Raw genomic sequence first — 25,614 nt, 5'->3', positions numbered from 1 at the left:
CTCAAGTACTGCTTTTAACTCTTCATTTGGATTAATTAAATTTTGCTGGCATCCATACATTTGTTTTGCCTCCTTACCTGTATGCTAACATAAGTGTGTCGTCATTGTGTCATATATGACAAAAAAAGAATTACACATTAGAATTACCGAACGCAGAATGAATAAACTGCGGTTGTATGCTGCAAAAAAAAAAGATACAACTATTGCCCAAGTTGTAGAGGAATTGCTTGATACTCTACCTGAAATTACAGATATATTACAGGTAGGCTAAAGCCTACCGAGTCGTTTTTCATCCCCGGTCTGAAGTACGGAGTATGGCGCTGTGCGCCTGTTCCTCCGGGGCTTTCAAACTCCCGTCTGTTTCTTCTAAAGTTAGCTAAAGCTAACTAGAATCATTTTCTTAACCCGTTAAAACGGGTTTGAGCTTTAAGCCGGAAATTTATTTCCAGGTTTTAATCTTTGTTAGTCTGGGGATGCGGACTATCCCTACGGGACGCTACGCGAAGGTTTGTGTAGCCGCGAATTTTATTCCCTTGGGCAATCTGGAACTTGTGTATCACCATTTTGAAGCTTTGCGGCGAAAATTATGGTATGTCTGCTGCTGCATCGGCTGCCAGCATCCCTTGGAGTTCTTCACACTCTTTGAGTAGGGGAATACCCAGGACTGAGGCAAGGGAATGAGCTTGAGCGTAAAACTCCCGCGCTAGGTCAAGCTGTCCTGTTTTGTGGTGGAGTTCACCCAGTCTGAGGAGGGCTTCTGCTTCACTACGACGCTCACCCAGTTCTTTGAAGATATCTAGAGATGTCTGTAAACGTTGTTGAGCTTCCGGATACTGTTCAAGCTTAAGCAGTGTTTTGCCCCAATTAACTAGTGCAATCGCTTCTCCCTGTCGGTCAGGAATTTCACGAACAGTAGTTAAAGATTGCTGAAGGTAGTCAATCGCTTGAGAATAGTTACCCAGAGTCTCGTAAACATTGCCTAGATTGCATAGTGAAATCCCTTCTCCTCGCCGATTACCAATTTCACGGGCAATAGTCAAACATTCCTGAAGGTAGTCAATCGCTTGATGATAGTTACCCAGAGACACGTAAACATTGCCCAGATTGCCCATTGCACGCCCTTTTCCCTGAATATCACCAAGTTCACAAGCAATAGTCAAATCTTGCTGATGGTACTTAATCGCTTGAGGATAGTTGCCCAAAGAGTTGTAAACATTACCCAGGTTGCCCATTGCAAGACCTTCTCCCCGTCGATAACCGATTTCACGGACAATAGTCAAACATTGCTGAAGGTAATCAATCGCTTGATGATATTTTCCCAAAGACTTGTAAACAATGCCTAGACCGCCCAGCGCGTTGCCTTCTCCTTTGCGATCGCTAATTTCACGAGCAGTCGCTAAACTCTGCTGATAATGCTCAATCGCTTGAGGATAGTTGCCCAAATTCCGATAAGCATTCCCGATGCCCTTCTCACAAACCACATCTACCGCAGCATCTAACTTACCAAGAAGCTGCTCATAAAGTGGGAGCATTTCCCGATATTCACCCCACCCCAGAAGTTGATCACCCACTTTCTGATCAATCAGAATTGCTTTAGCTACCTTCCAGTCCTCCACTTCACAATAATGGTGAAAGGCTTCCAGAGAACCCCGCACCTTTTCCAAATAGGGTGCATCCGGTTCTGGTTCATATTCATTCAGCCACAACCGCGCTGCTGTGCGTTCTGTCTCTCTCCACAATGCCGCATCCGTTCTCAACAAACTACGCGTAACCTGCCTAACTAGGTTATGCTGCCGCAACAACAGCACCCCGTCATCTCTCAACTCTTCCTCTGCCAAGTGGTGAGACTTCAGCAACTCCAACGCATTATCCTGCTTATCTTCTGCCAACATTGCCAACCAAAATCCTTCCGGGACAGGACGACGATACACAGAACTGCAACACAGCATTTGATAAGCATCCGATGGTAAACGCTGCAAGGACTTCTTCACCCGTTCTTTTACCAGCAATTGCAACTTACGAGATGATGTACTTTTCTGTTTGCGACGTTCATCTTCATCAAATTCAGCTTGGTATCGCTGCCAATATTTCTGCACATTTCCATAAAAAGGCTTATCCAAAATATCCTTTGCAATCACCTGAATCACTAGAGGATGACCTTCATACAGATTACCAATGCGCTTTAAAATCTCTGTTCCCAACTCATCAGGCTTTAACCCGTTCTTCTCAAACAACTGCAACTGTTCTGCTGCTGACAAACCACCCAAATCCTGACGATACCAATAATTGGGATAACTCGACCCTTCTATCTCCAATTTTTCCGATAACGCTTGGGTTGTAAGCAAGATTTGACTTTGACATTCTCCCCCAGCTAGCAATTGATGAAAAAATTCCACCCACAGGTTATCTACAAAGGCATTCCATCCACTCTCATCATCACCCTGCAAAAGCATCTCCACCGAATCAATCTGCACCAGAAATTTATTATTTCTCAGAGTTTGCAGCAGGTGTTTAAGTGCGTTTTGTGGGTCTTTCTGGTCTTCTAATGTCACCGTTTCGCCCAACTTCGGTAACAGAGAAAGCGCCCCACTAATGAAATCTGTTCCCTGTCCCCTATCATCAAAGTTGAGCCGATGGAACTGTAAACCATTGCGGTGAATTTCTACCACTAACCGCTCTGCAAGTGCTGTTTTACCGATGCCTGTGATGCCCGTCAGTGCTAAGATTCGGCATTTTTCCTCAAGTCTTTCGGTAAGTTCTGTAATCAGTGCGTCACGCCCTACCCAGGTTTTTGAATTATAAGTAGAAAGCGATAAATTGTTAGATTTTGCTGGAACAGGGAGAGGATTTTTTGAGGTAGAGACGGCTTCCTGATTTAACTTTTGTTCAATTTCATCTAGTTCTACTTCTAACTGTTTTTGTTTCGCTTCTTCTTCCTGAAGTTGCTGTTTCAACTGAAACTTTACCGTCGTCCCTGCCTCAATTGCCAAATCTAGCCGTATGTCTTTGATCTTCTGACTAAGAAGCTCCCACTCCTTCAAAAATGTATTTTGTCGTTCCTCCAATTGTCGTCGCTGCCAGGGCGTTAAGGATTTTGGGTTATTCATTATTTTGAAGGATAAAGCGACAAAATCTGTGCCTGAGGGCGGATTGATAGTTAGTTACTAAACCTGTATAGTTTAAAACTAAAAGGGTATTTTATGCGAGCTTTGCTACTTTGGCCGATAATGCCCAATTCTTTTTGGTCTTACCAGGAAACTCTTGATTTGGCGGGTTTACGCTCCACAAATCCGCCATTGGGTTTAATCACGGTGGCAGCGATGTTGCCGAGTGATTGGGAGATTAGATTTAGCGATCGCAATGTCCGTCTAGAAACAGATGCAGATTGGGCATGGTGCGACTTAGTAATCATCTCTGCAATGATTATTCAGCAGCAAGATTTAGGGGAATTAATTAAAAAAGCAGTTGCGTTAGGTAAAAAAGTGGCAGTGGGTGGCCCTTTTCCTACATCAGTACCAGAATTTGCTCTCGAAGCGGGCGCTAATTACTTAATTTTAGATGAAGGGGAATGCACCGTCCCCATGTTCTTAGAAGCTTTGGAAAGGGGAGAAGAAAGAGGTGTTTTCCGTTCTTCAGAAAAACCGGATGTTACCCAAACGCCGATACCTCGGTTTGATTTGCTCGATTTAAATGCCTACTATGCAATCACGGTGCAGTTTTCTAGGGGATGTCCTTTTCAGTGCGAGTTTTGCGATATTATCAACTTGTTTGGTCGCAAGCCGCGCACTAAAACCCCTGAACAGATGTTAGCTGAACTAGAAGTTCTCTATCAAATGGGCTGGCATCGTTACGTATTTTTGGTTGATGATAATTTTATTGGCAATAAACGGAATGCTAAGGTATTTTTACGCGCTTTAATTCCCTGGATGGAAGAACGCAAATATCCATTTACTTTTATTACAGAAGCTTCGTTAAATCTAGCTGAGGATGACGAACTGATAGATTTAATGGTAAAGGCAGGGATCACAATTGTGTTTATGGGGATTGAAACCCCAGATGTTGAGAGCTTGGTGGGAATTAATAAAGAACAGAATACACGTCAGTCTTTGCAGGAATCATGCGATAAAATTACCCGTGCAGGATTGCAAATTATGTCTGGCTTTATTATAGGATTTGATAATGAACGTGCTGGTGCAGGTACACGCATTCAGGACTTTGTTGAAGAAACCGGTATTCCTCAAGCACATCTCAGTTTGCTGGGTGCATTACCCAATACGGCAATGTGGACTCGTCTGCAAAAAGAAGGACGGTTACTTGAGGGGTTTACTAAATACTTTACTTCTCAGAAGTCTTTGATGAATTTTGTTCCCACACGTCCAATGGCAGAAGTTGTCAACGAGTTTATCACTACTTTCTGGAATTTATACGAACCGCTACCTTATCTCAAACGCACATTTCGCCATTTTATCATGATGGAAGGTTGGCGTCCCCAGAACAAACGCCAGTTTACTTGGCAGGAGGTACGTTTTTTCTTTGCTATCTGCTGGCGTCAGGGTGTGGTGCGTTCTACTAGGTGGCGGTTTTGGTGGCAGTTAGTAGCGATCGCACTCCAGAAACCACATCTATTCTACGACTATTTGATAGCTTTGGGTGTAGGTGAACACTTTTTCAATTTTCGCCATGAGGTGAAAGCGCAACTAGAAGCACAACTGGAAGATTTGCAGCACCAACCAGTCTTAGAAGCAAGTTATCAGTTATCTTCTGCTCGTTGAAAAGGCAATTTCAGGAAAATGGAACCACAGATAAACACAGATTAAAATTGATTTTTTATCTGTGATTCCAATATAAATAATAGTAGATACCTATAATCTATAATAAAAAATAGGTATCTTTCAATCTAGAAAACTTGGTTATCCTACCAATTACAATTGATGTAAATCAATCACAAATAAGCGTCAAAGAGTTATTATCTCTAGTGCTTGAAGGTAAAGAAATTGTTCTGACTGAAGGTAGTATTCCCCAGGCTTGTTTGGTAACAATGTCAAAAGAACAGCCTCCCCTTTCTACTTCCCGTACCCCAGGCTTACATTCTGGAGCAATTTGGACAAGCGATGATTTTGATCAGCCTTTACCTGATGAGTTCTGGACAGGAAGTGTATGAATTTACCCGTCTCTACAAAGGTTCTGGATAAAACATATTTAAATTTTGTCGATGTCTATTGTAGAATCTTCTAATTCCGCATATATCGATATCAAGCAACAAATGCCAGGAATACAACTTTCTTTTTTTCCTAATCAAGAGCAGCATAATCTTAACAAAAAACAAAAGAAACCTAAGTTAGGACGTTATCAACGTATTCAACGCGAACTAGAGCAAAACGACACCGATTCATACAAGCTATTTATTGATATTGGTTCCGTACCAACGCCATTATCTAACTATACTTTTGTGGATCTATTTTGTGGTGCAGGGGGAATTACACAAGGGCTAGTACAAGCTGGATTTCAACCATTAGCCAGTGCGGAAATTAGCCCTATTGCTTCGGAAACTCATCAAAACAATTTCCCAAAATGTCATCATTTCTGTGGAGATATTGAAAAACTTTCTTCTCAAAATTGGTTGCAACAAATCGGCTCACCTGAAATACATCTTGTTGTTGGTGGGCCACCGTGTCAAGGATTTTCTGTAGCTGGAAAACGTGATCCCAAAGATCCACGAAATCGGTTATTTTATGAGTTTGTGCGGATTGTTTCAGAAATCCGCCCTTGGTATGTCGTCATGGAAAATGTACCAGGAATTTTGACAATTCAAAATGGTAACGTTAAACAAGCAATTATTGAGGCTTTTGAGTCTATTGGTTATCCAAATATTTCTGTAGCAATTCTCGAATCTGCTGCTTACGGAGTTCCACAAATTCGACCAAGAGCTATTTTTATAGCTAACAGATTTGGAATGCCAAATCCCTATCCTAAGGCGCAGTTATTGCCAGAAGAATATAAACCTATTGAATCAGCCATTTCTGATTTACCAGCATATACTAGAATACCAGAAATTAACCATGAATGGACTAAACATTCAGCAGAATATATGGAACGTATTGCTCAAGTTCCTCCTGGTGGTTCTTTATATACAAAATATGTCGATGCTTTCAAGCGACAATATCCTGGTAAACCGAGTATGACGGTAAAAGAAAATCATGGAGGTACTCACATTCACCCACATTTAAATCGGGTGATTTCAGCTAGAGAAATGGCAAGATTACAAACATTTCCCGATTCGTTTATTTTCGCTGGTACAATGAAAAAAGCTATGTGGCAAATTGGTAATGCTGTCCCGCCACGTTTAGCAGAGTGTATTGGTTATGCGCTGATTCCTTATTTAAATGAAATTGTACTTAGGGAATCCCAAAAAATAAATTATCGAGTAATCAAAGACTTGTAGGGACACAGCAGTGCTGTGTCCCTACCGATTAGATATTTTTTTAATTGGAAATTCCTTAACTCTAAACCCATGGTTAACCTTACCAGTTTTGAGCAGACTGAGTTAGTTTTTGATTGAGAGAGTTCCAAGTGACTACAAAAATGGGAAAAATGCGACAATAATCGCAAAACCGTATTTACAATAATAATGAAATTTATCGGTGTTGATTTTGGCTGGAAATCGCAACCAAGCGGGCTATGTTGCTTAGAATTAATAGACGGAAAACTGCAACTACTAGATTTAGATCGCTTAGAACTCATTGCAGATATCCTCACCTGGATTGATAAAACCGTCCAACCAGACGAACCAGCCATGATTGCTGTAGATGCACCCACCCTCATCCCCAACGCTACCGGGAGTCGCTTACCCGATAAACTCAGCCACAAATACTTTGGTAAATATCATGCTGGATGCTACCCAGCCAACCAAAACTTACCCTTTAGCGATCGCACCATCAACTTTGGCTTAGAATTAGAATCACGCGGATTTGCCCACGCCCCAACCATCGAACCGCAAAAACCCGGCAGATATCAAATAGAAGTCTTTCCCCACCCAGCCATCGTTAACCTATTCAACCTCCAACGCATCCTCAAATACAAAAAAGGACGCCTCAACGAGCGCCGCCTAGAACTAATCAAACTCCAAAATTATATTCTCAATATCCTACCCACCCTCGAACCTTCTTGGCGTCCTACAGCCCTATGCCTAACGGCAGGCTTACGCCAACGGGCATCGCTGCTGCGCGGGCGTCTTGGCGGTTCGTTTCCTCATGAAATCCCCACCACAGGTGCAGCACTCAAAGCAGTAGAAGATCAACTAGATAGCCTAATTTGCGCTTATGTTGCAGCACACTGGTGGTATTGGGGAGAACAACGTAACCTAGTATTAGGCGATCGCACCACAGGCTACATTGTCATCCCCAAATCAGCTTATTCAGCCCAAGCAATCAACCTAGGTTCATAAGCACTAGACAAGTATGGGTGTTTTGGTAACACGCGCAAAGACAAACCTTGCAAACCAGAACTGGTATAGGTGATATTACCCGTGTAAATACCCAAACCTTGTGGATCAATTCCTTGGTAATCCATCACCACTGGCTTGGCATTGACAATCTCACCATGAGCATCAATAGCACCCTGGTAGAGTTCCACCTGCACATCATCATTAGTCAAAACCGACAAATCAACCTTGGCTTTGACAGACACAGTTTGGTTAACCTCAATATCTGAAGCTGCCGAGACGTCAATATCTTTGACCTTGATATTAAACCAGTGATCAGCTAATTTTGACTTCCAAGCAGCCAATTCCTTAGCTGGGGCGTAATTTTCGGTAATTAGAGTATGGTAGCGATCGCTTGCGGGGAAGTAAGCCCGTTGTGCATATTCACGTACCATCCGCGCTGTATTAAAGAACGGACAATTTAAGCGGATAGCATTCTTCATTTTAGCAACCCAAGGACGGGGCAAGCCATCACCATCCCGATGGTCATAAAATAGAGGTGCAACTTCCTTCTCCAGCAAATCATAGAAAGCGTTGGCTTCCACTTCATCCTGGTAATTGGGATCTTCGTAATTCTCACCATGTCCAATCGGCCAACCGGTGCGGACATAATCAGCCTCATCCCACCAGCCATCTAGTACGCTTAAATTTGGCAATCCGTTCATCGCTGCCTTCATGCCACTAGTACCAGAAGCTTCCCGTGGACGACGTGGTGTATTTAACCAGATATCGCAACCTGCCACCAACAACCGGGCGATGTGAATGTCGTAATTAGGCACAAACACCACTTGTTTTTCTAAGTGTTGTTCGCGGATAAAGTGATTGATATCGCGGATCAGTTCTTTACCGGGAATATCTTTCGGGTGTGCCTTCCCAGCGATTACAAATTGGACTTTGCGGTCTTTATTCCCCAGCAAAATTTGCTTGATCCGGTTTAAATCGCGCATCCATAAGGTAGCGCGTTTGTAGGTAGCAAAACGACGGGCAAAGCCCACAGTTAACACATTAGGATCGAGAACTTCTTGGGCTTGAGCAATTTCTGAGGCAGAAGCGCCGCGATCGCGCAAATGTTTAACTAAATGCTCCCGCACATACAAAATCATGTCTAAGCGGCAGCGTTCGTGATTGCGCCACAACTCCTCATCAGGTATGGCGTCCATCCGTTCCCACAACTGACTATCAGGTGGTGCTGATGACCAATTTGGCCCCAAATAGCGATCGTATAACTCCTGAGTTGATTTAGAAACACAACTCCGAGCATGAACACCATTAGTAATTGCGGCGATGGGTACTTCCTCTACAGGCACCTTCTTCCACAAACCCTGAAACATCTGCCGTGATACTACACCGTGCAGTTGCGCCACACCATTAGAAAATGTTGCCATCTTCAGGGCTAACACCGCCATACTGAAAGGCGCAGATAAATCCCCAGTATTTTCTCGTCCCAATCCTAAAAATTGCTCTTTAGGCAAACTAAAGATATCTGCATAGTACCCCAGGTAATGCAGAATCTTGTCAGGAGCGAACAAATCAATACCCGCCGGCACTGGCGTGTGAGTGGTAAAGATATTACTAGAAGATACAACCTGTCTAGCTTGGGCATAACTCAAACCATCTTGCTGAATCAAGGTGCGGATACGCTCTAGAGCAGAGAACGCCGCGTGACCTTCATTCATATGATAAGCCGTGACTTCATAACCCAAGGCTTTGAGCATCTGCACACCACCGATACCCAGCATGATTTCCTGGTGGATACGCATATCGATATCACCACCATACAGCTGATCTGTGATGTCGTGATCGTAACTGTTGTTGGGTTCAATGTTGGTATCCAACAAATACAAAGGCACCGTTCCCACCTGTACGCGCCACACTCTGGCGTATACCTTGCGTCCTGGATAATTTACCGCAATCCGCAGTTCAGAACCATCGGCATTGCGCTCAAGGTGCAAAGGCATATTGTAGAAATCGTTCATCAGGTAGCGCTCTTGCTGCCAACCATCAGCATTCAGATACTGAGCAAAGTAGCCTTGCTGATATAATAAGCCGACGCCAACCAACGGTAGCCCCAAGTCACTAGCCGATTTGAGGTGATCACCAGCGAGAACGCCCAAACCACCAGAGTAAACCGGTAAGCAATCTACAAGTCCAAATTCAGCTGAAAAATAGGCATAGCATTCTTTTGCATCTTGGCCCCGTTGTTTCTGATACCAGGTGCGTTCTTGAAGATAATCTTCTAACTGACGGTTGGCGCGATCCATTTGCGCCAGAAAGCCTTCATCTTCCACAACTTCCAACAGCCGTCCTTGGCTGATAGTACCAAGCATCAACACTGGGTTATGATGGCTAGACTCCCACAGGTCAGGGTCTAAGCGGCGAAATACATCTTTAGTCTCAACATTCCAATCCCAGTGTAAGTTGTATGCTAATCGCCGCAGGGGTTCGAGTCGCGACGGTAGCGAAGGGGATACATTGAATGTACGAATTGGCTGCATAGTTTGTCAAAACTCCAAGTTTAGTTATTTACGGTTATTGTTTACTGTCTGTACCCAAAGTAGCCAATTTTTTATACTGTGTTTGTGAAAATGCGATGACTTTGTTAAGCATTGAGAATCATTCTTTCCGTCGATGCTAAAGTTTACACTAATGTACTTTCGGAGTCTATGGGTTTACCTTAAACATTTACTCAGGCTATTAAAATTTAATTATTTGTGCTTACTCAATACTTAAATCAATCTAAAGATAGTATTTTTGTTGATAAATATTTATATTTAACATTTATTTTAGATTTATGTTGTCAACTGCTCTAGGCACAGAATCTACTCAGAGGGTGAGAACTGGCGATCGCTACTCAAGTAAAAGTTGATTTTCTTAATTATTTCTTTATAAAATAGGTTGTACAGTGGCAGCAAAGAACTATGAAAGAAAAAATTTGTGTAATTTCTCCCTCTAGCCGATTCTCCTAAGTGACATTACTGAGTATAGCAGGTTTAGGGTATCAGGTTACACGTTTAGCCATTTCTAGCAAATGAACCACACAACAGAAACTCTTTCCCCGTCTAGAAACTAAACATGACTTGTCTCTACAGTAGTCTAAGTAAGTAGGCGAAAAGAAATCAAACTATGTTAAGTAAACTAAAAAATATTGAAATTAGCGCGTAGTGAGTGAGGGCTTCAGCCCTCTCTATCTCCTGTGGTCGACCCTAGGCGATACCAGACGCTACGCCAACAAAGTAGAGCTAAAATCCTCACTACCAACCTTAAATTATTTACGCCAACCTACTTAATTAACCGAAAAATGCTGTATGTGGGAGGGACATCGGAAATTACTGGCTTGCCAAAATAAAATTACCAAAATTCTCCTAGTCCAAGTTGAGCCAGGTAGACACGATTAGCGACTGGCATCAAAGTACTTAGCATTAAATTATTTTTTACTACCATTCAAACCAACCTACCAGCGAAGTAAGCTTAGAGCAGGATGAAAGTATATAATTTCCTGTTAGATAAAATTTTTGCTGTATATATAAGAATATTTGATATTGCTATTTTCGCTACTTATAAAACTGGTAAAAGCTTAAATTTGACCAGAGAAATAATATTCAAATAAACTTGCTACAAAGAATGCTCCATCAAAAGCAAACTATGTTATCGTTAAAAACATCTATTAATAAAAGCCATTCATGTTATTACCAGCGTGATTTGGTTAATCTGTAACTCATTTGTGTGCAACATGTTTAGAGCAGCATACCCTAAAAATACGTTGCAAGAAAGCCGTCATAACAATCGGGGAAGTGCTTACTTGTTCGCACCGATGGCCAACTTTAATGTCATGGCAGAAGTGGGAGATACTCCACCCTAGGTTAATTTTATATCGGGCATAAATACCCAAATGATTCAACAATAACTACATATATTAGGCAAACTTTTATTTTTTGTTAGCAAGAGTCTGACCTAAATAGATGTAACTTTGTTGAAAAAATGCTGTCGATTTTAGTTGTAGCGAAAGATAGAAAATGCCTGACAAAATTGTAATCAAGGCAAACAACTATATCGGTATTTGCATAACAAGCTTTTCAAATTTTCCAGACAACCGAACAACTAGCCCATCTCAACTACCCAATTTCATAGTCTGAGTTTTGATACAGCCATGCATTGATGTTGGCTGATTAATGCAGTCTAGTTAATGTATTTCCAGACAGAGGGATTCTACAACACTTAAGTTAGATAATTCACATATATTCATCCGATGAATCTGGGTTTTAAGTGTTGAAGATACCATCTACAAATATTAGGGAATTTGTGTAGCAATTCTCAGGGTAGCCATAGGTATTGAAATATCAGCATAGGTAGCAATACCAAGATATGGGATAGAGAGCCAACAAATTATCAACACTGTCAACAACAATTTACTTGAGAGATATGTAACCATGAAGAACCAACAATATTCCTTAAAAATGCAACGTATAAGAGAGCTTTTTGTTACTACTTTATTAAGCGATATTCCCACAATTGCTTTAGGTGCTAAGTTGCGACCTTTAGTATATCGGAGTATTTTTGCCCAGATGGGCAGCCAAGTTTTTATTCAAAATGGCGTTGAATTTATCAATACGAATGGTATTGAAATTGGCAATGGAGTATATATTTTCAAAGGTGTGCGTTTAGATGCCAAAGGACACCCAAATAATAGAATTCACATAGGTAATCAAGTAGCAATTGAGCGTAACGTAAATATAGGGTGCTTAGAAGACACCTGTATATACATTGATGAAAATAGCTTCATTGCTCCAGATGTGTGTATTGCTGGGCCTGGAGACATCAAAATCGGTAAACACTGTATGATTGCAGCCCACTCCGGAATATATGCCAATAATCACATTTTTAGTGATCCCCACTCACCAATAAGAAGTCAAGGTGTTACTCGTAAGGGAATTGTGATTGAGGATGACTGTTGGCTAGGCCATGGAGTGACAGTATTAGATGGCGTTACTATTGGTCAAGGCAGTGTCATTGGTGCAGGAGCAGTTGTGACTAAAGATATTCCTCCCTTCTCTGTTGCCGTAGGTACACCTGCAAAAGCTATCAGAAGCCGAATTGTTAAGGATTTAGTAAAATATCCTGACTGAAAATTGCTAGACACAAGGACTTACGCATTGACAAAAAATGCTAAATATGTGGGCTAGTTTTATTCATTGAAAATCTTAATCCGTGCGTTAGGGAACGCACGCTACGGGTAGGATGCGTCTCTTGACGCATCAAAACACCATTAAAAAACCCCAAAATTAGGATGAATTTCCCAAGGAAGTAAGTCCTAGAGACATGGCTTGCCTAAATTGAGAGTAGTGCAGATTTGTTTCTCAGATGGGAAACATCTGCCCTCAACTAACGTCACAAGACTAATCTAGCCGGGAATTTTTTAGGGACATCTACAAGTCAGACAAACCATAGCGCCACCCTAAAGTGCTAAGTTCTACTCTCTCATCCTAGTCCTCCAAAAAAGGACGAGATGTGGGTAATATATAGGAGCTATCTTTTCTGCATGAAAAATCACTCAGAGAGAGCTTCTTGTTGTCATACCCTTTGGAGATATTTCTATGTTGACTTTAAAAATCGCTGTTTATATTGTTGTTGCCTTCTTCGTAGGTATTTTTGTCTTTGGGTTTTTGTCGAATGACCCAGCGCGTAACCCTGGACGTCGGGATTTAGAGTAAAAACTCGATAAATAGCTCCCGACTGCTGGAAGGTGAAAAACACTAAACGCCCTGAACACTGGTTGCATCTCACTGAAGGGCAACACAGTGTTCTCCTTCTGGTGACTTGCTATAGGTAGGCAGAAGGCAAAAGTCGGAAGGGAAATGTGTAATTAATCCTTCCAGCTACTGTTTGCTACATGACTTAGTTTGATTTGTCCGAGATATGCTTCATCCAGTTCTGCCGCCTGTTCCACCTTCCATTATCGAACCTTTAAAACCTGGAAATTCTATCTCCTCTGCTGTAGTTATCGAAGCTGAAACCGAGACGCAGCAATTTGTGAGTCCAGGAAACACGGGGAATTTTCGGCATTTGCCAACTCTCATCAAGGCAAATCAGGATGAGGTAGTAGTTGCCGAAACCCTCTCCACAGTCCCTAGGCCAGAAACTTTTCCCCCGGAATTTTCTCCCCTCACTGCCTCTAGAAATGCAGGACTTTTGGGAAAGCCCCTGGCAGTTGGTTATCCACCGCTTTCAGCATCTAAGACTGATGACGGTGGTAGCGAAAATACACCAGATGCTAAATTTCCTCAAGTTTCTAGTGAAGTTGCCCCAACAGTTATAAAGAATCATCCTGAGTTGCATTCTCAGATAGATACTGGGCGAAATGGGGAGACAGGAGCCGAAAAAACGGACTCTATTCGTTCTCTACAAATAAATACAACTCTATCTAAAAAGTTATTGCCGCCTAAGTCACAATTAGTAGCTGATAAATTAGCTCAACCACAAGGGCAAAGTGTTATTACTACACAACAGGATTCGGCGGGTAAAATTAATCTCTCTGTCTCATCCCCCGAAAATATACCGAGTTCTCAACCAGGAAAAAATATTATTGAGTTCAAGTCTCGCAGCCAGACTAACGAACAATCAACGCCCTCTGTGATAGAATTCCAGCCCCGCACCCAACCAACTCCACCCCAGGGTGAGAACACAAAACAGCGACAAAGTCAACCATCTGAGACAACGCCGCCAGTGAGAGAGCGTGTTGTGGAAGTGACATCTGATCGCCAGGAGTATGATGAGCAGCGGCGGATTGTTACAGCTGTGGGGAATGTGGTGGTGCGATTTGATGGAGCGGTGGTGGATGCCGATCGCCTGCAAGTAAATTTGGACAATTTAATCGCGGTGGGGGAAGGTAATGTTGCCTTGACTAGAGGCGATCAGGTACTGCGGGGACAACGCTTTACCTATAACTTTGTTCAAGATAGTGGGGAGTTAGAAAATGGTAGTGGAGAGATTTATATACCCACAACGGCAACAGATTTTGCTTTCTTACCTACCGATGTGACGGCGGGTGGAGTACCCAAATCCCCGCCGAGCAATCGCATTCGAGCTAATCAGCCCGTTGTCGGTGTGGGTAGTCCAGGAGGAATTGATTTTAGCTTTGGTGGTCAGTCAGACGCGAGAAACATTCCACCACCGAAAGCAGGCGGTGAAGTCAAGCGGCTACGATTTGAAGCTCAACGGATTGATTTCTATCCACGGGGCTGGCAAGCTAGGGACGTGCGGATTACCAATGACCCCTTTTCACCTCCAGAGTTAGAAATCCGGGCGTCTAAAGTCACCTTGACGCGACAAGCACCCTTGATTGACCGCATCACTACACAGCGTCAGCGTTTAGTGTTTGACCAAAAAGTCCCCCTACCTATTCCATTGGATCAACGGACGATTGACAGACGGGAGCGAGAAGTTACTCCGACAATCGTCTCCTTGGGTTTTGATGGAGATAAGCGGGGCGGGTTGTTTGTTGAGCGCGCCTTTGAACCGGTCAATACAGAACAGGCGAGATGGAGCATCACCCCCCAATTTTTCGTGCAAAAATCTCTCCAAGACGGGGATAACTTAGGATCGCTGTTTGGTGTAAAGTCGAGACTGAATGTAGTTTTAAGTCCAAAGACTAAAGTCCAGGGTTCTGGAGAGTTAACCAGTTTTGACTTGACCCAGGTAGAAAATAATTTGCGGGGGAGTTTGCGGTTGCGCCAGACTTTAGGCGATGTTAATCCCCATTTCTTAAATCTAGAATATAGCTATCGCGATCGCCTTTACAATGGTACCCTCGGCTATCAAACCGTTCAAAGTAGTCTTGGCGGCGTCATCATCTCACCAGTAATTCCTTTAGGCAAAAGCGGCATCAACCTTAGCTATCAAGGAGGCGCTCAGTATATCGACGCCAACACAGATCGCCAAGACTTACTCAAGCCAAAACGAGAAAACGATCGCATCTCCCTAGGTCGCGTACAAGGTAGCGCTGCTCTCAGTAGTGGTTTACTGCTGTGGCGAGGGAAACCATTACCATCCACTCCCACGGGGGGATTACGATACACACCCAACCCTGTAGTTCCTTACTTGCAAGCCTTCGCTGGACTCACAGGTACTTCCAGTTATTACAGCAGTGGTGATAACCAAAGCACCTTAACCGGGACAATTGGCTTGGTAGGGCAGATTGGGCAATTTTCTCGCCCCTATTTAGATTATACCGGTTTTAATATCAGTTATTCCCAGGGTTTAAACAGCGGATTATCGCCCTTTTTGTTTGACCGTTCTGTTGATAACAGAGTGCTGAGTGCTGGGTTATCACAGCAACTCTATGGGCCATTGCGCTTAGGTTTTCAAACATCAGTTAACTTAGATACAGGTAAAGAAACTAGCACCGACTACATTTTGGAATATAGTCGCCGCACCTATGGAATTACCTTGCGTTACAACCCAGTACTGCAATTAGGTGGCTTCAGCATCCGCATTAGTGACTTTAACTGGACTGGTGGAACTAATCCATTTTCTGGAGACGATGTTAAGCCAGTTGTGCGTGGCGTGCGACAGGATAATTAAGAAGTTCAAAATTCTCTCATAGAGCCTATGGCTCCCGTAAGGGATACAAAATTCAATTAATTGGCAAAATAATTGTGAATGTAGTGCCGACACCAACTTGACTTGTCATCTTAATTTCGCCCTGGTGAGCATCAACGCACCTTTTGACAACCACTAACCCTAGTCCATTACCCTGGATAGATTGCACATTCGAGGCTCGATAGAAAGATTCAAAAAGTCGAGTTTTATCTGCTTCCGGAATGCCAATTCCTTGATCTTGAATTTGAAAAATTGCTACCCCTGCAACCGCATCGCAGGTGAGGTCAAAATGAATTTCTCCACCGGGGAGAGAATACTTAACTGCATTGGAAAGTAAATTCCCAAACAGATAACTTAAGAGTTGTTGATCCATCACAGCATCTGTATGATGACTATGACAGGTAAAGATGATTTTCTGGGAGCTATTTTCAGTAGCATCAAATTCCTCAATTAGCTCTTGACAGAATCGCTCTAGATTCAAGGGAGCAGTGTTGCACTCAAGTTTTTCAGCCTCAGCCCGACCCATAAACAGTACATCTTCCATGAGGTTTTTCATGGATTGCACAGCATTCTTAATTCGCTTTATATAGGTTTTTCTTTTTACTTCTGTCAAATTTGCCCCTTGCATTTCTATGAGTTCTACTGCCGATTGAATCACAGTCAAGGGATTACGGAATTCATGAGAAACTGTAGAGATAAATAGAGACTTGAGACGGTGGAGTTCTTGCTCCTTCTCCAAGGCTTTCTCTAGGATTTGTGCTTGGTGCTTTTCGCTAAGATCCCAGAAAACAACTACTACACCACTAATAGCGTCAGTCCCCCGCCTTAGGGGTGAAGCACTATCGCCAATTGGGACTTTTTTGCCATTTCTAGTAATTAGAGATGTGAATTCCCCCAAATAAACAACCCGTTGTTCCCGTAGCACTTTGGTTACGGGGTTTTCTAGGGTAGTTTCTGTAATTTCATCGACAATACGTAGAACCTTAGATACGTCGCTACCGATAGCATCTTTTTCCTGCCAGCCAGTCAGAATTTGGGCAGCAGGATTGATGAATGTGATAATTTCCTGTTCATTGGTGGCGATTACAGCATCGCTCATGGAATTTAAAAGGGTTGCTAACTGGTCTCGATTTTCCCGCAGGTCACGTTCTAGTTGGTGTTTTAAGAGACCAATTTCTATAGCTATACGTAAATCTTTGATAGTAAATGGTTTAACAACATAACCGAAGGGTTGAGTAATTTTTGCCCGTTCTAAAGTATTGTCATCACCATAAGCGGTGAGGTAGATTACAGGAATATCTAAATGCTCACGAATATAACCAGCGGCAGTAATACCGTCCATCTCACCTTTGAGGACAATATCCATTAAGACTATTTCTGGTTGAGTTTCTGATGCTTTGGCAATGGCAACCTTTCCAGAAGAAGCTGTACCTGTAACTATATACCCTAGCTGATTGAGTTGGCTGGCAATAGTTCTAGCCACAATCACTTCATCTTCAACAACTAAAATTTTAGCTTGCCCCATTATAATATTTACTTGTGCCCGTTTAACTGTGGAAATTGGATCTTGAATACTGTTCCTTGATTACGTTCTACAGTAATGTTGCCTTCAAGCTGTTCTGTGGCCAAGTCATAAACTAACGAGAGACCCAAAGAAACAGTATTTCTCAAATCTAAATTATCTGGTAAACCAATACCATTATCTTGCACAGTCATCTCTATACTACTAGTATTATTACGTAAACTGATGTTAATTGTACCCGTTTGTTGATCGGGGAACGCGTGCTTTAAGGCGTTGGAGATTAATTCATTGATGATTAGCCCACAGGCAATAGCTTGGTCAACGTTCAAACTAACTGAATCTATATTAGTTTCTAGACCGATTCTCCCTGGCTGTATTTGATAAGAAATTAGCAGACTTGCTGCCAGGTTATTGATGTAGTCGAAAACATCAAGTTGTCCAATATTTGGGGAAGTGTATAAGTTTTTGTGAATCAGAGATATAGACTCAATCCGATTCTGGCTTTCTCTCAAAGCTCTGATGACTTCAGGATCTTTGATTGTGTGAGACTGGAGTTGCAACAGACTAGAGACAATCTGCAAGTTATTTTTAACTCGATGATGAATCTCTTTTAACAAAACTTCTTTTTCAGCTAAGGCGCTTCTTAACTTAACTTCAGCTTTCTGTCTCTGAGCTAGTTCGCTTTGAGCCTGCTGAAATATGCTGGATTGTTGAATGGCGATCGCAATTTGCACTGTCAGCTGATCGAGCAAATCCAATTGATGTTCTTCCCAATCCCTTGTACTACTGCATTGGTGGGCGATCAGTAAACCCCAAAGACGAGAGCCAGTATTTTCACCACCAACTTCTACCAAAATTGGTACAACTAAATTGGCCTTAACCTCAAACTGTGCTAGCAAGTTAAGATGGCAATCAGTTAGTCCGGCTTCGTAAATATTGGCGATCGCCCGTCTTAACCCTTGATGATACTCTTGTCCAGCACCTATCTGAAAACATCTATCCTGAATATCGCTACCCAAAGCAACCGTCCATCCAGTTTCCACCGATTCCGCTACAACCGTACCGCTCATATCCGAGGAAAACTGAAAAACTATTACTCGCTCAACCTTTAACAAAGCCCGCACTTCTTGAACAGTTGCATTCAGAATATCTTGGAGATTGAGAGATTGACGAATCCGTTCAGCAATAGTTCGCATTAATTGCTCTCGCTCAACCTGAGCCTTTAGCGCCTGTTCAGTTTGCTTCCGTGCTGTGATATCCTTGCCGATACCGATGGTTTGACCATTTGCCAGCCTAACATTAGTCCAAGACGTATCTATTACACTACCATTCTGCGCCTGAGTTCTAAAGTCCCCCCAAACCCGTTGTGCAGACTGAATAAAATTAATCACATACTGACGTTCTTCAAGATTGGGATATAAAGTTTCAAAAACATCGCGAGTTTCTAAATATTTAAAAGTCCAGCCAAGAAGACGTTCCCACTCTTGGTTTACCCATTGAACTTTACCGTTGATATCAATGAGTGCAATCATCAACGGAATATTCTCAAAGATGGTTTGCAGAAACTCATTTTGTTCTTGGAGTTTTACTGCTGCATTTTTGCGATCAGTAATGTCATAAAACACCGTTAAGATTGCCAATTCTCGATTAAAATTTAAAGCCTGAAGTGAAGCAAGTGCCCAGAAAAAAGAACCATCTTCTCTCTTAAGTTGGACTTCATGATTATCAAGATATGCTTGTTTGATAAAAAGCTCTAATATTTTCTGATGTTCAGCAGGCTCTTGATATAAATCTGAAGCTTTGAGATTAACTAAACTTTCTGGAGACAGCCGAAATGTTTGTATAAACTCTTGGTTAGTATATAAAATTAACCCATCAGCTAACCGATAAATAGCTAACGGAATAGGAATTGCTTGAGAAATAGCTCGGAATCTAGCCTCGCTTTCCTGAAGGGTCATTTCCACTCGTTTGTATTCTGTAATATCTCGTATATCTACCAACCGAGCATTGTAACCAGCATACTCTATTGAGTGCGTAATAATTTCTACAATAATATTTTGACCATCTTTTCGAGTATGCCGCCATTTTTCAGAAAAGTTTAAATAATCGAGATTTTGAGTTAAATATTCCAGCAACACAGGTAAATCTTCTGGCGGACTAATATCTGTGATTTGCATTTGCAAAAACTCGGCTTGAGAGTAACCATATTGAATAACCGCAGCTTCATTCACCTCTAAAAATTTTAGACTTTGCCGATCATAAATCCACATGGGGTTGGGATGATTAAAGAATAGGAGATTAAAATTGCTTTGGCTCTCATCAATAATTTTTTGCCGATGTAAATCTAAATGCTTAATTACTAAATTTGCCAATTTTTTTAATCCGGCTTGTTCCTTAACACTCAAGTTTCGAGGAGCAGAATCAATTACACAAAGACAACCTAATGCCAAGCCACTAGAATTAATCAGGGGAACTCCCCCATAGAAGCGGAAATAGGGTTCTGATATCACCAGGGGATTTACAGCAAACCTTTCATCCTCTAAAGTGTCTGGGATGATCAAAATTTCACTTTCTAGGATAGTGTAACTACCAAAAAAAAGGCTGCGAGGAATTTCTGATATATTGAATCCGACTTTTGACTTAAACCATTCCCGTTCTGCATCAACTAAACTAATTAGAGCAATGGGTGTTTCACAAAAGTCCGCCGCCAGTTGAGCAATTTCATCAAAAACTGCTTCTGATGCTGTATCTAAAATTTGATATTGATGGAGTACTTCTAGCCGTTGACTTTCATTTTTAGGAAATAGCATGGCTGCTGATTTTACAAAAATATTTACAGTAGAAATTTATTTTATGTACCTTTGCAGTTCGTTGTAATCAATGCCGGGCTATTTTTTTCTAGACATAACTAGAACTTCAGTTCAGGGCTAATAACTCAATTCCGTTAAAACGGTATTGAAATTGCTTTTAGTCGTCTAAAGACGACTTTCCCTATTAGACTCAGAATTCATTTTGATAGGGCAGCGTGACGTAAGTCATGGCGGTTATGGAGAAGGAAATAGCCCTGATAATCAATGAATGACGAATAATTAAATTGTATGTGGTATTTTAACCCAATATCTTAACTTATGAATCCAGAAAATTTACAAGGATTGAGCCGTCGCCAGTTTTTGCTTGGCGCAACTATGACTAGCGGTGGCATTGGGCGACAAAACTGTTGCCCAAATCAGGTTTAGCACAAATTGGGTTGGTAGTGGGCGATAGTAATACCAACTTTGAAAACTTGGCCAAGGGCGACGGCATATTGAATGAGAGAATTTTGAATTGCTTACCTTGGTCTTCCCAGGGTGGTGATGTAGAGAACAGCCTCATCGGCGGGAATTCCCAAAACTTCATTTACTTGGTCATCAAAGAAGCCACCGATGCCGCTGACGCCCAAATTTAGGTGTATTGCGGCTAAATTCAGCCTTTGTCCCAAATGTCCCGCATCCAGATGTAAATAACGGTAAACGCGATCGCCATATTGAGCGATCGCAGATTTTAAATCAGCAGTATGAAACAGCACCGCTGCCGCATCTCGCCCCAACTCCTGCCCCAAGCAAAGGAAGTGTAACTCTCGCCGGAAATTTTTAAACCGGATTTGTCGTAATTCCTGCGCTTTAGGCGCGTAATAGTAACAGCCTGATTCCAGACCTTTCACCCCAGAGACAGCAATAAATGTTTCGATTAAATTTAGATCAAAGTAGTCTGGAGAACTATCTAAATTTTGGTCGATGTAATTTTGTGATTGATAGGTGAAATCAAGTAAAGCTTTCAGTTCATCAAAAGTTAAATCTTCACCACTGTAGGCACGGGTAGAGCGTCGTTTGAGTATGGTGTTATCCAGTTCTGAGAGATTTTCTCCCCAGTTAATCGGCATAGTCACCGTGGGGATTTTTAGACAGAAAGGAAAATTGTATTTATCCTCCAAGGTTTTTTCTGGCTTTACCTCCGGTAAATTCAACTTACCAGTTGTACCCGGTTCGATTTGGGTATGCAGATGAAAATATTTCAGCAGTTCCCCATCAGGGATTTGCGGATAATTAGTTTCAGTAGCAGAAGGTAAAGCAGTACGTCCCAGAGGCAAATTTTGTTTGATATCTAACAAGTCTGCCAAAGCCAAGACAGCAGTAGCACCTTCCTGTTGGGGATCAATATAAAGTAGATTGTTGACTGCTTCATCTACAAAGCCACCGATTAAGTGGGGGCGATAATCAGCGATCGCACTAGCTAACTCTATATTGCCCAACAAATGCCCCGTATCCAGAAAAATGCGGCGATAAGCCCGATCTTCGTAGCGCCATGCAGAACGATAAAAAACCGCAGTTGTAATTATAGCCAGTTGGGTATTTTCTAGGGCTGGATGCCAGAAACAAGCTGCTTGCAAAGCTTGCCAAACATCACTTTCCCAATAATGCATCAGAGAATGAGTCCGACACTGGTAGTTATACAGTCCAGGTGGCAATAGCGGCGTCCCACGGGAAACCACATATACCTCAGCCGGATACAACCCCCCGGCACTAGGGGCAGCCCGTAAATACACCGCGCTACCCATAGAAGGCATTCTGGCCGTCAGTCCATAGCTGCGAAACAGCATTTGTGAAAGCCTCTGCCACCACCGAGCATCTGGATTATCAGCAAGTCCATCAAAGTTGTCTTGGATGTAGGGTTTGAGGTCAAAATCTGAGCCAATTTTGTACTCTTTGAAGGGCACAGGCTGCTTAGACCAGTCCAACCTCTGATTTTTGGCGGACAAAGTCTCAGGGTCGTATTTAGTCCGTTCGTGATAGTGCTGGGCAATAGATTGGTGAATTTCTGGCATAGTACTTTCAATACCCTAAAGGCTTGCTTTTTTCTGATCTTGGCATTCATCAGCCTCATTGTTTCGTGTTAATTCACACAATCTGTAAAAGATAAATGTGCTGTTGGGGTTTCATTAAAGTTATCCAAAATCTACTCGTTAGATGGGTAAACTCAGACCCTTGAGGGTGGCATAATCCAATATTTTAGGTGAAAACGAAATTCTCAAAGCCGCCAAATAGCGTTGGCTTACCAATTTTGTCCAGATTTTTCCCAAGGGAATGAGTAGGCATTCTCTAAAGAGAAAGGGTTTTTTCGCAGTACTATATTAAGCGCGAAGCTATTTCTCCTCACATCCATCTGCAATGATGCCTGTACGTCAAACCCTTTCAGAGCCAGATATCCAACTTTCTTACCTAGAGTGGCATCCAGAAGGTGAAAAACCTTTGCTGCTGTTACATGGTTTAGGAGACCATGCCTTAGTGTGGTCTAACTTAGGAGAATACCTAGAAGGGGACTACCACATAGTTGCACCAGATATGCGTGGTCATGGTGACAGTAGTAAACCTGATAGCGATTATAGTTTTGAAAGTGCGATCGCAGACCTAGAAGCACTCATGGATAAACTAGGATGGTCTTCTGCCCATGTAGTCAGTCACTCTTGGACAGGTAAATTAGCCGCCATCTGGGCCAGACAAAAACCACAACGCCTGCGGAGTATAGTTTTAGTTGATCCAATTTTCATCTGGAAAATTCCCAGCTTCTTTAAAATCACCTTTCCCCTGTTGTATCGCGTCTTGCCTTTCCTCAAAAGCATGGGGCCCTTTGCCAGTTATGAAGCAGCCGAACAACAAATACGACAATTAGCTCAATTCCAAGAATGGACTCCCCGACAACAGCAAATCTTCCAAGCCGGAATAGAACAAAAACCAGATGGTAGCTGGGGTAGCAAATTTACAATCGCCGCCCGTGATGGCATTTTTGAAGCAGTCATGCAAGTACCCGGCTTCATCACCCCCCTTGATACGCCTGCCCTCTTTATACAGCCAGAAAAAGGCGTAAACCGACAAAATTGGCAACTTCAACCCTATAAAACCTATCTCCAAAACCTCCGCCTCAGCCAAGTTCCCGGCAATCATTGGCCCTTTTTGACCCACCCTCAAGAATTTAACCAAACTGTAGCAGCTTTCTTAGCCGAACAAAAATGAAACAACCTCACAAGTCAATTGGTAATGGGTAATTGGTAATGGGTAATTGGTAATTGGTAATTGGTAATGGGTAATTGGTAATTGGTAATTGGTAATTGGAGCAAGATTATAAGATTAATCCTGCACATCCTTTCATCCTTAAATCCTGATCAAGATTAATCCTGCACATCCTTTCATCCTTAAATCCTGATTGTGATTGTTTTATTTCCATAACCCATTACCAGCCTCACAGATACTATAAATAATCAATCCTACACAATATATATTATGAGCCTTTGTATTAATCCAGTTTGCATTCAACCAAACCATCCCGATAACGACGAAAATCGCTTTTGTCAAAGTTGTGGTTCCCAACTAGAATTGCTAGGACGCTATCGGGTAATGCGCCTATTGAGTGACAAAACCGGCTTTAGTAAAGTCTATGAGGCTTATGAACAAGACACCCCAAAAATCCTCAAAGTACTCAAAGAACAATTAGCAAACAATGCCAAAGCAGTAGAACTATTTCAGCAAGAGGTAAATGTACTCGGACAGTTACACCATCCTGGTATTCCCAACGTAGATAGTTACTTTCAGTATCAAACCAGAAACGGTTTAACACTGCATTGCATCGCCATGGAAAAAATCGAAGGCCCCAACTTAGAACAGTGGCTAAAACAACAGCAAAATCGCCCCATTTCCCAAGCCCAAGCAATAGCCTGGTTAAAACAGCTAGCAGAAATTTTAGCAGTAGTACATGACCAACAATATCTACACCGAGATATTAAACCATCTAACATCATGATTCGCCCCGATGGGCAGTTAGTGCTAATTGATTTTGGCACCGCCAGAGAAGTAACAAGAACCTATCTCGCCAACGGCGGCGGAATGACAGCAATTACTTCCTCCGGCTACAGTCCCCTAGAACAAATGAATGGTCAATCTGTGGTGCAATCAGATTTCTTTGCCTTGGGACGCACCTTTATATTTTTAATAACAGGACAACAGCCCTGGGAAATAAATGATATTTTACACTGGCGAAATCATGCCACCAATATTGCACCCTTACTACTAAATCTAATCGATTGGCTAATAGCACCAGAAGTAAAAAACCGTCCCGCCAACGCCCAGCAAATTTTGCAGAAACTAGCAGAAATTGATTGTCAACCAACAGGAACTACCCCTGCAACAGTTAATGTCATAGGGATTCCTAGAACTGCACAGCTTCCCCAGCCAACTACTAACAAAACCTTATTAACCCAAGAAAAACAGCCAGAAAAAGTACCCCTACTGGCATTATTTGCCGCATTATTAGTTTCATTAGGCATAGTTAGCCTAGTAGCCTTAGCAACAAAAACAACCAAATTTGCAGCATCTGCCAATTACGGACAAGCTCCAGAGAGAAAAGGCAAAGTTGATTATTTCCCCTACGAAGAAGGTAAAGATAGTCAAGGAAGAGTTGCCGAATTTAACATCGCTGTTTTATCAGTAGAATACAAATGGCTTTTAGGCAGCAACTTTCAAATCAAATATAACGATAAAATTATTAGTCTCGACCTTTTAAGATCGAATTTAGAACAAGAAGGTATACAAAAGCTGATGGAAAACCCTAGTGAGATTATCTCTGTAGGTACAGCTTCTTGTGAAGGTAAAGTTACCGCTGAACAAAGACGTGCTTTAGAACGTTCTCAGCAAATACAACTTTTAGCGAAAAAGTTATTTAACAATACACCAAGCGTCAAAGGTTATAGATTATTAAACCTAGGACAATTTCAGCGAGTTGATTGTCAAGCAAATCAAGATTCAACAGCTTATCAGCGAAGCATTATCATTATTGGTGTCAAAAAACAATCTGAAGGCGTAATTCTCGATGAAGCCTTAAGAGACAGATTGGAGAAAAAGCCTTTTGCAGATTTCAAATTAGAAGATTACTCTCTAGGTTCAGTAGAGAACTTCAAGACAATACCCAATATTTTGTAGCCAAATAAAAA

General features: G+C 42.1%; 16 protein-coding genes. 11 read left to right on the top strand and 5 right to left on the bottom strand.

Annotation, left to right across the window (positions count from 1 at the left end; all coding sequences use genetic code 11):
• The first annotated feature begins 115 nt into the window (after positions 1-115).
• Entirely contained in the window at positions 116-271 is a 156-nt protein-coding gene (locus H6G32_RS03700) for a hypothetical protein (protein ID WP_190454919.1), read from the top strand.
• A gap of 313 nt (positions 272-584) precedes the next feature.
• On the opposite strand, the gene H6G32_RS03695 is transcribed toward H6G32_RS03700, so the two are convergent.
• Positions 585-3,107 carry a tetratricopeptide repeat protein gene (locus H6G32_RS03695; protein WP_190454916.1) on the bottom strand — a complete coding sequence of 841 codons (2,523 nt, stop codon included), beginning with the start codon at positions 3,105-3,107 and terminating at the stop codon, positions 585-587.
• A 93-nt stretch (positions 3,108-3,200) separates the two neighbouring features.
• On the opposite strand from H6G32_RS03695, the gene H6G32_RS03690 reads away from it, so the two are divergent.
• The 4 genes from H6G32_RS03690 to H6G32_RS03675 all read left to right on the top strand — a co-directional run bounded on the left by H6G32_RS03690 (position 3,201) and on the right by H6G32_RS03675 (position 7,444).
• The gene (locus H6G32_RS03690; protein ID WP_190454914.1) at positions 3,201-4,772 is read left to right on the top strand and encodes a B12-binding domain-containing radical SAM protein; all 1,572 of its coding nucleotides are present in this window, start codon (positions 3,201-3,203) and stop codon (positions 4,770-4,772) included.
• 134 nt (positions 4,773-4,906) lie between these two features.
• Positions 4,907-5,161 carry a type II toxin-antitoxin system Phd/YefM family antitoxin gene (locus H6G32_RS03685; RefSeq protein ID WP_199327979.1) on the top strand — a complete coding sequence of 85 codons (255 nt, stop codon included), beginning with the start codon at positions 4,907-4,909 and terminating at the stop codon, positions 5,159-5,161.
• Positions 5,162-5,212: 51 nt separating this feature from the next.
• Positions 5,213-6,442, top strand: a complete 1,230-nt coding sequence (locus H6G32_RS03680; protein WP_242046486.1) for a DNA cytosine methyltransferase — start codon at positions 5,213-5,215, stop codon at positions 6,440-6,442.
• Positions 6,443-6,628: 186 nt separating this feature from the next.
• The gene (locus tag H6G32_RS03675; RefSeq protein WP_190454911.1) at positions 6,629-7,444 is read left to right on the top strand and encodes a DUF429 domain-containing protein; all 816 of its coding nucleotides are present in this window, start codon (positions 6,629-6,631) and stop codon (positions 7,442-7,444) included.
• Here the strand turns inward: H6G32_RS03675 and glgP are convergent.
• Entirely contained in the window at positions 7,411-9,975 is a 2,565-nt protein-coding gene (gene glgP, locus H6G32_RS03670; protein ID WP_190454908.1) for an alpha-glucan family phosphorylase, read from the bottom strand. The two genes, H6G32_RS03675 and glgP, sit on opposite strands and share 34 nt — an antisense overlap.
• Before the next feature lie 1,235 nt (positions 9,976-11,210).
• On the opposite strand from glgP, the gene H6G32_RS27025 reads away from it, so the two are divergent.
• The 4 genes from H6G32_RS27025 to H6G32_RS03655 all read left to right on the top strand — a co-directional run bounded on the left by H6G32_RS27025 (position 11,211) and on the right by H6G32_RS03655 (position 16,057).
• Positions 11,211-11,339: a hypothetical protein gene (locus H6G32_RS27025; protein WP_255502392.1), complete on the top strand. Its 129-nt coding sequence runs from the start codon at positions 11,211-11,213 to the stop codon at positions 11,337-11,339.
• Positions 11,340-11,907: 568 nt separating this feature from the next.
• On the top strand, positions 11,908-12,603 hold the full coding sequence (locus H6G32_RS03665) for an acyltransferase (RefSeq protein WP_190454905.1): 696 nt from the start codon (positions 11,908-11,910) through the stop codon (positions 12,601-12,603).
• A 468-nt stretch (positions 12,604-13,071) separates the two neighbouring features.
• The gene (locus H6G32_RS03660) at positions 13,072-13,188 is read left to right on the top strand and encodes a photosystem II reaction center protein I (RefSeq protein ID WP_190454903.1); all 117 of its coding nucleotides are present in this window, start codon (positions 13,072-13,074) and stop codon (positions 13,186-13,188) included.
• 205 nt (positions 13,189-13,393) lie between these two features.
• Positions 13,394-16,057, top strand: a complete 2,664-nt coding sequence (locus tag H6G32_RS03655; RefSeq protein WP_190454898.1) for a DUF3769 domain-containing protein — start codon at positions 13,394-13,396, stop codon at positions 16,055-16,057.
• A 52-nt stretch (positions 16,058-16,109) separates the two neighbouring features.
• Here the strand turns inward: H6G32_RS03655 and H6G32_RS03650 are convergent, their stop codons facing one another.
• The 3 genes from H6G32_RS03650 to H6G32_RS03640 form a co-directional block, all read right to left on the bottom strand.
• Positions 16,110-17,600, bottom strand: a complete 1,491-nt coding sequence (locus H6G32_RS03650) for a hybrid sensor histidine kinase/response regulator (protein WP_190454895.1) — start codon at positions 17,598-17,600, stop codon at positions 16,110-16,112.
• An 8-nt stretch (positions 17,601-17,608) separates the two neighbouring features.
• On the bottom strand, positions 17,609-20,407 hold the full coding sequence (locus H6G32_RS03645; RefSeq protein ID WP_190454890.1) for a PAS domain S-box protein: 2,799 nt from the start codon (positions 20,405-20,407) through the stop codon (positions 17,609-17,611).
• 518 nt (positions 20,408-20,925) lie between these two features.
• Positions 20,926-22,458, bottom strand: coding sequence for a SagB/ThcOx family dehydrogenase (locus H6G32_RS03640; RefSeq protein WP_190454887.1), 1,533 nt, complete (start codon positions 22,456-22,458; stop codon positions 20,926-20,928).
• Between the two features lie 346 nt (positions 22,459-22,804).
• On the opposite strand from H6G32_RS03640, the gene H6G32_RS03635 reads away from it, so the two are divergent.
• Both H6G32_RS03635 and H6G32_RS03630 read left to right on the top strand, forming a co-directional pair.
• Complete coding sequence (locus tag H6G32_RS03635; RefSeq protein WP_190454956.1) at positions 22,805-23,644, top strand: alpha/beta fold hydrolase; 840 nt, start codon at positions 22,805-22,807, stop codon at positions 23,642-23,644.
• A gap of 267 nt (positions 23,645-23,911) precedes the next feature.
• A complete protein-coding gene (locus tag H6G32_RS03630) occupies positions 23,912-25,603 on the top strand; it encodes a serine/threonine protein kinase (RefSeq protein ID WP_190454884.1) in 1,692 nt (563 codons plus the stop codon).
• Positions 25,604-25,614: the final 11 nt, after the last annotated feature.

The sequence above is a fragment of the Cylindrospermum sp. FACHB-282 genome (assembly GCF_014697195.1).
GTDB lineage: Bacteria > Cyanobacteriota > Cyanobacteriia > Cyanobacteriales > Nostocaceae > Cylindrospermum.
Note: the sequence above shows the minus strand (reverse complement) of the source record. Positions and strands in the feature narration are given on the sequence as shown.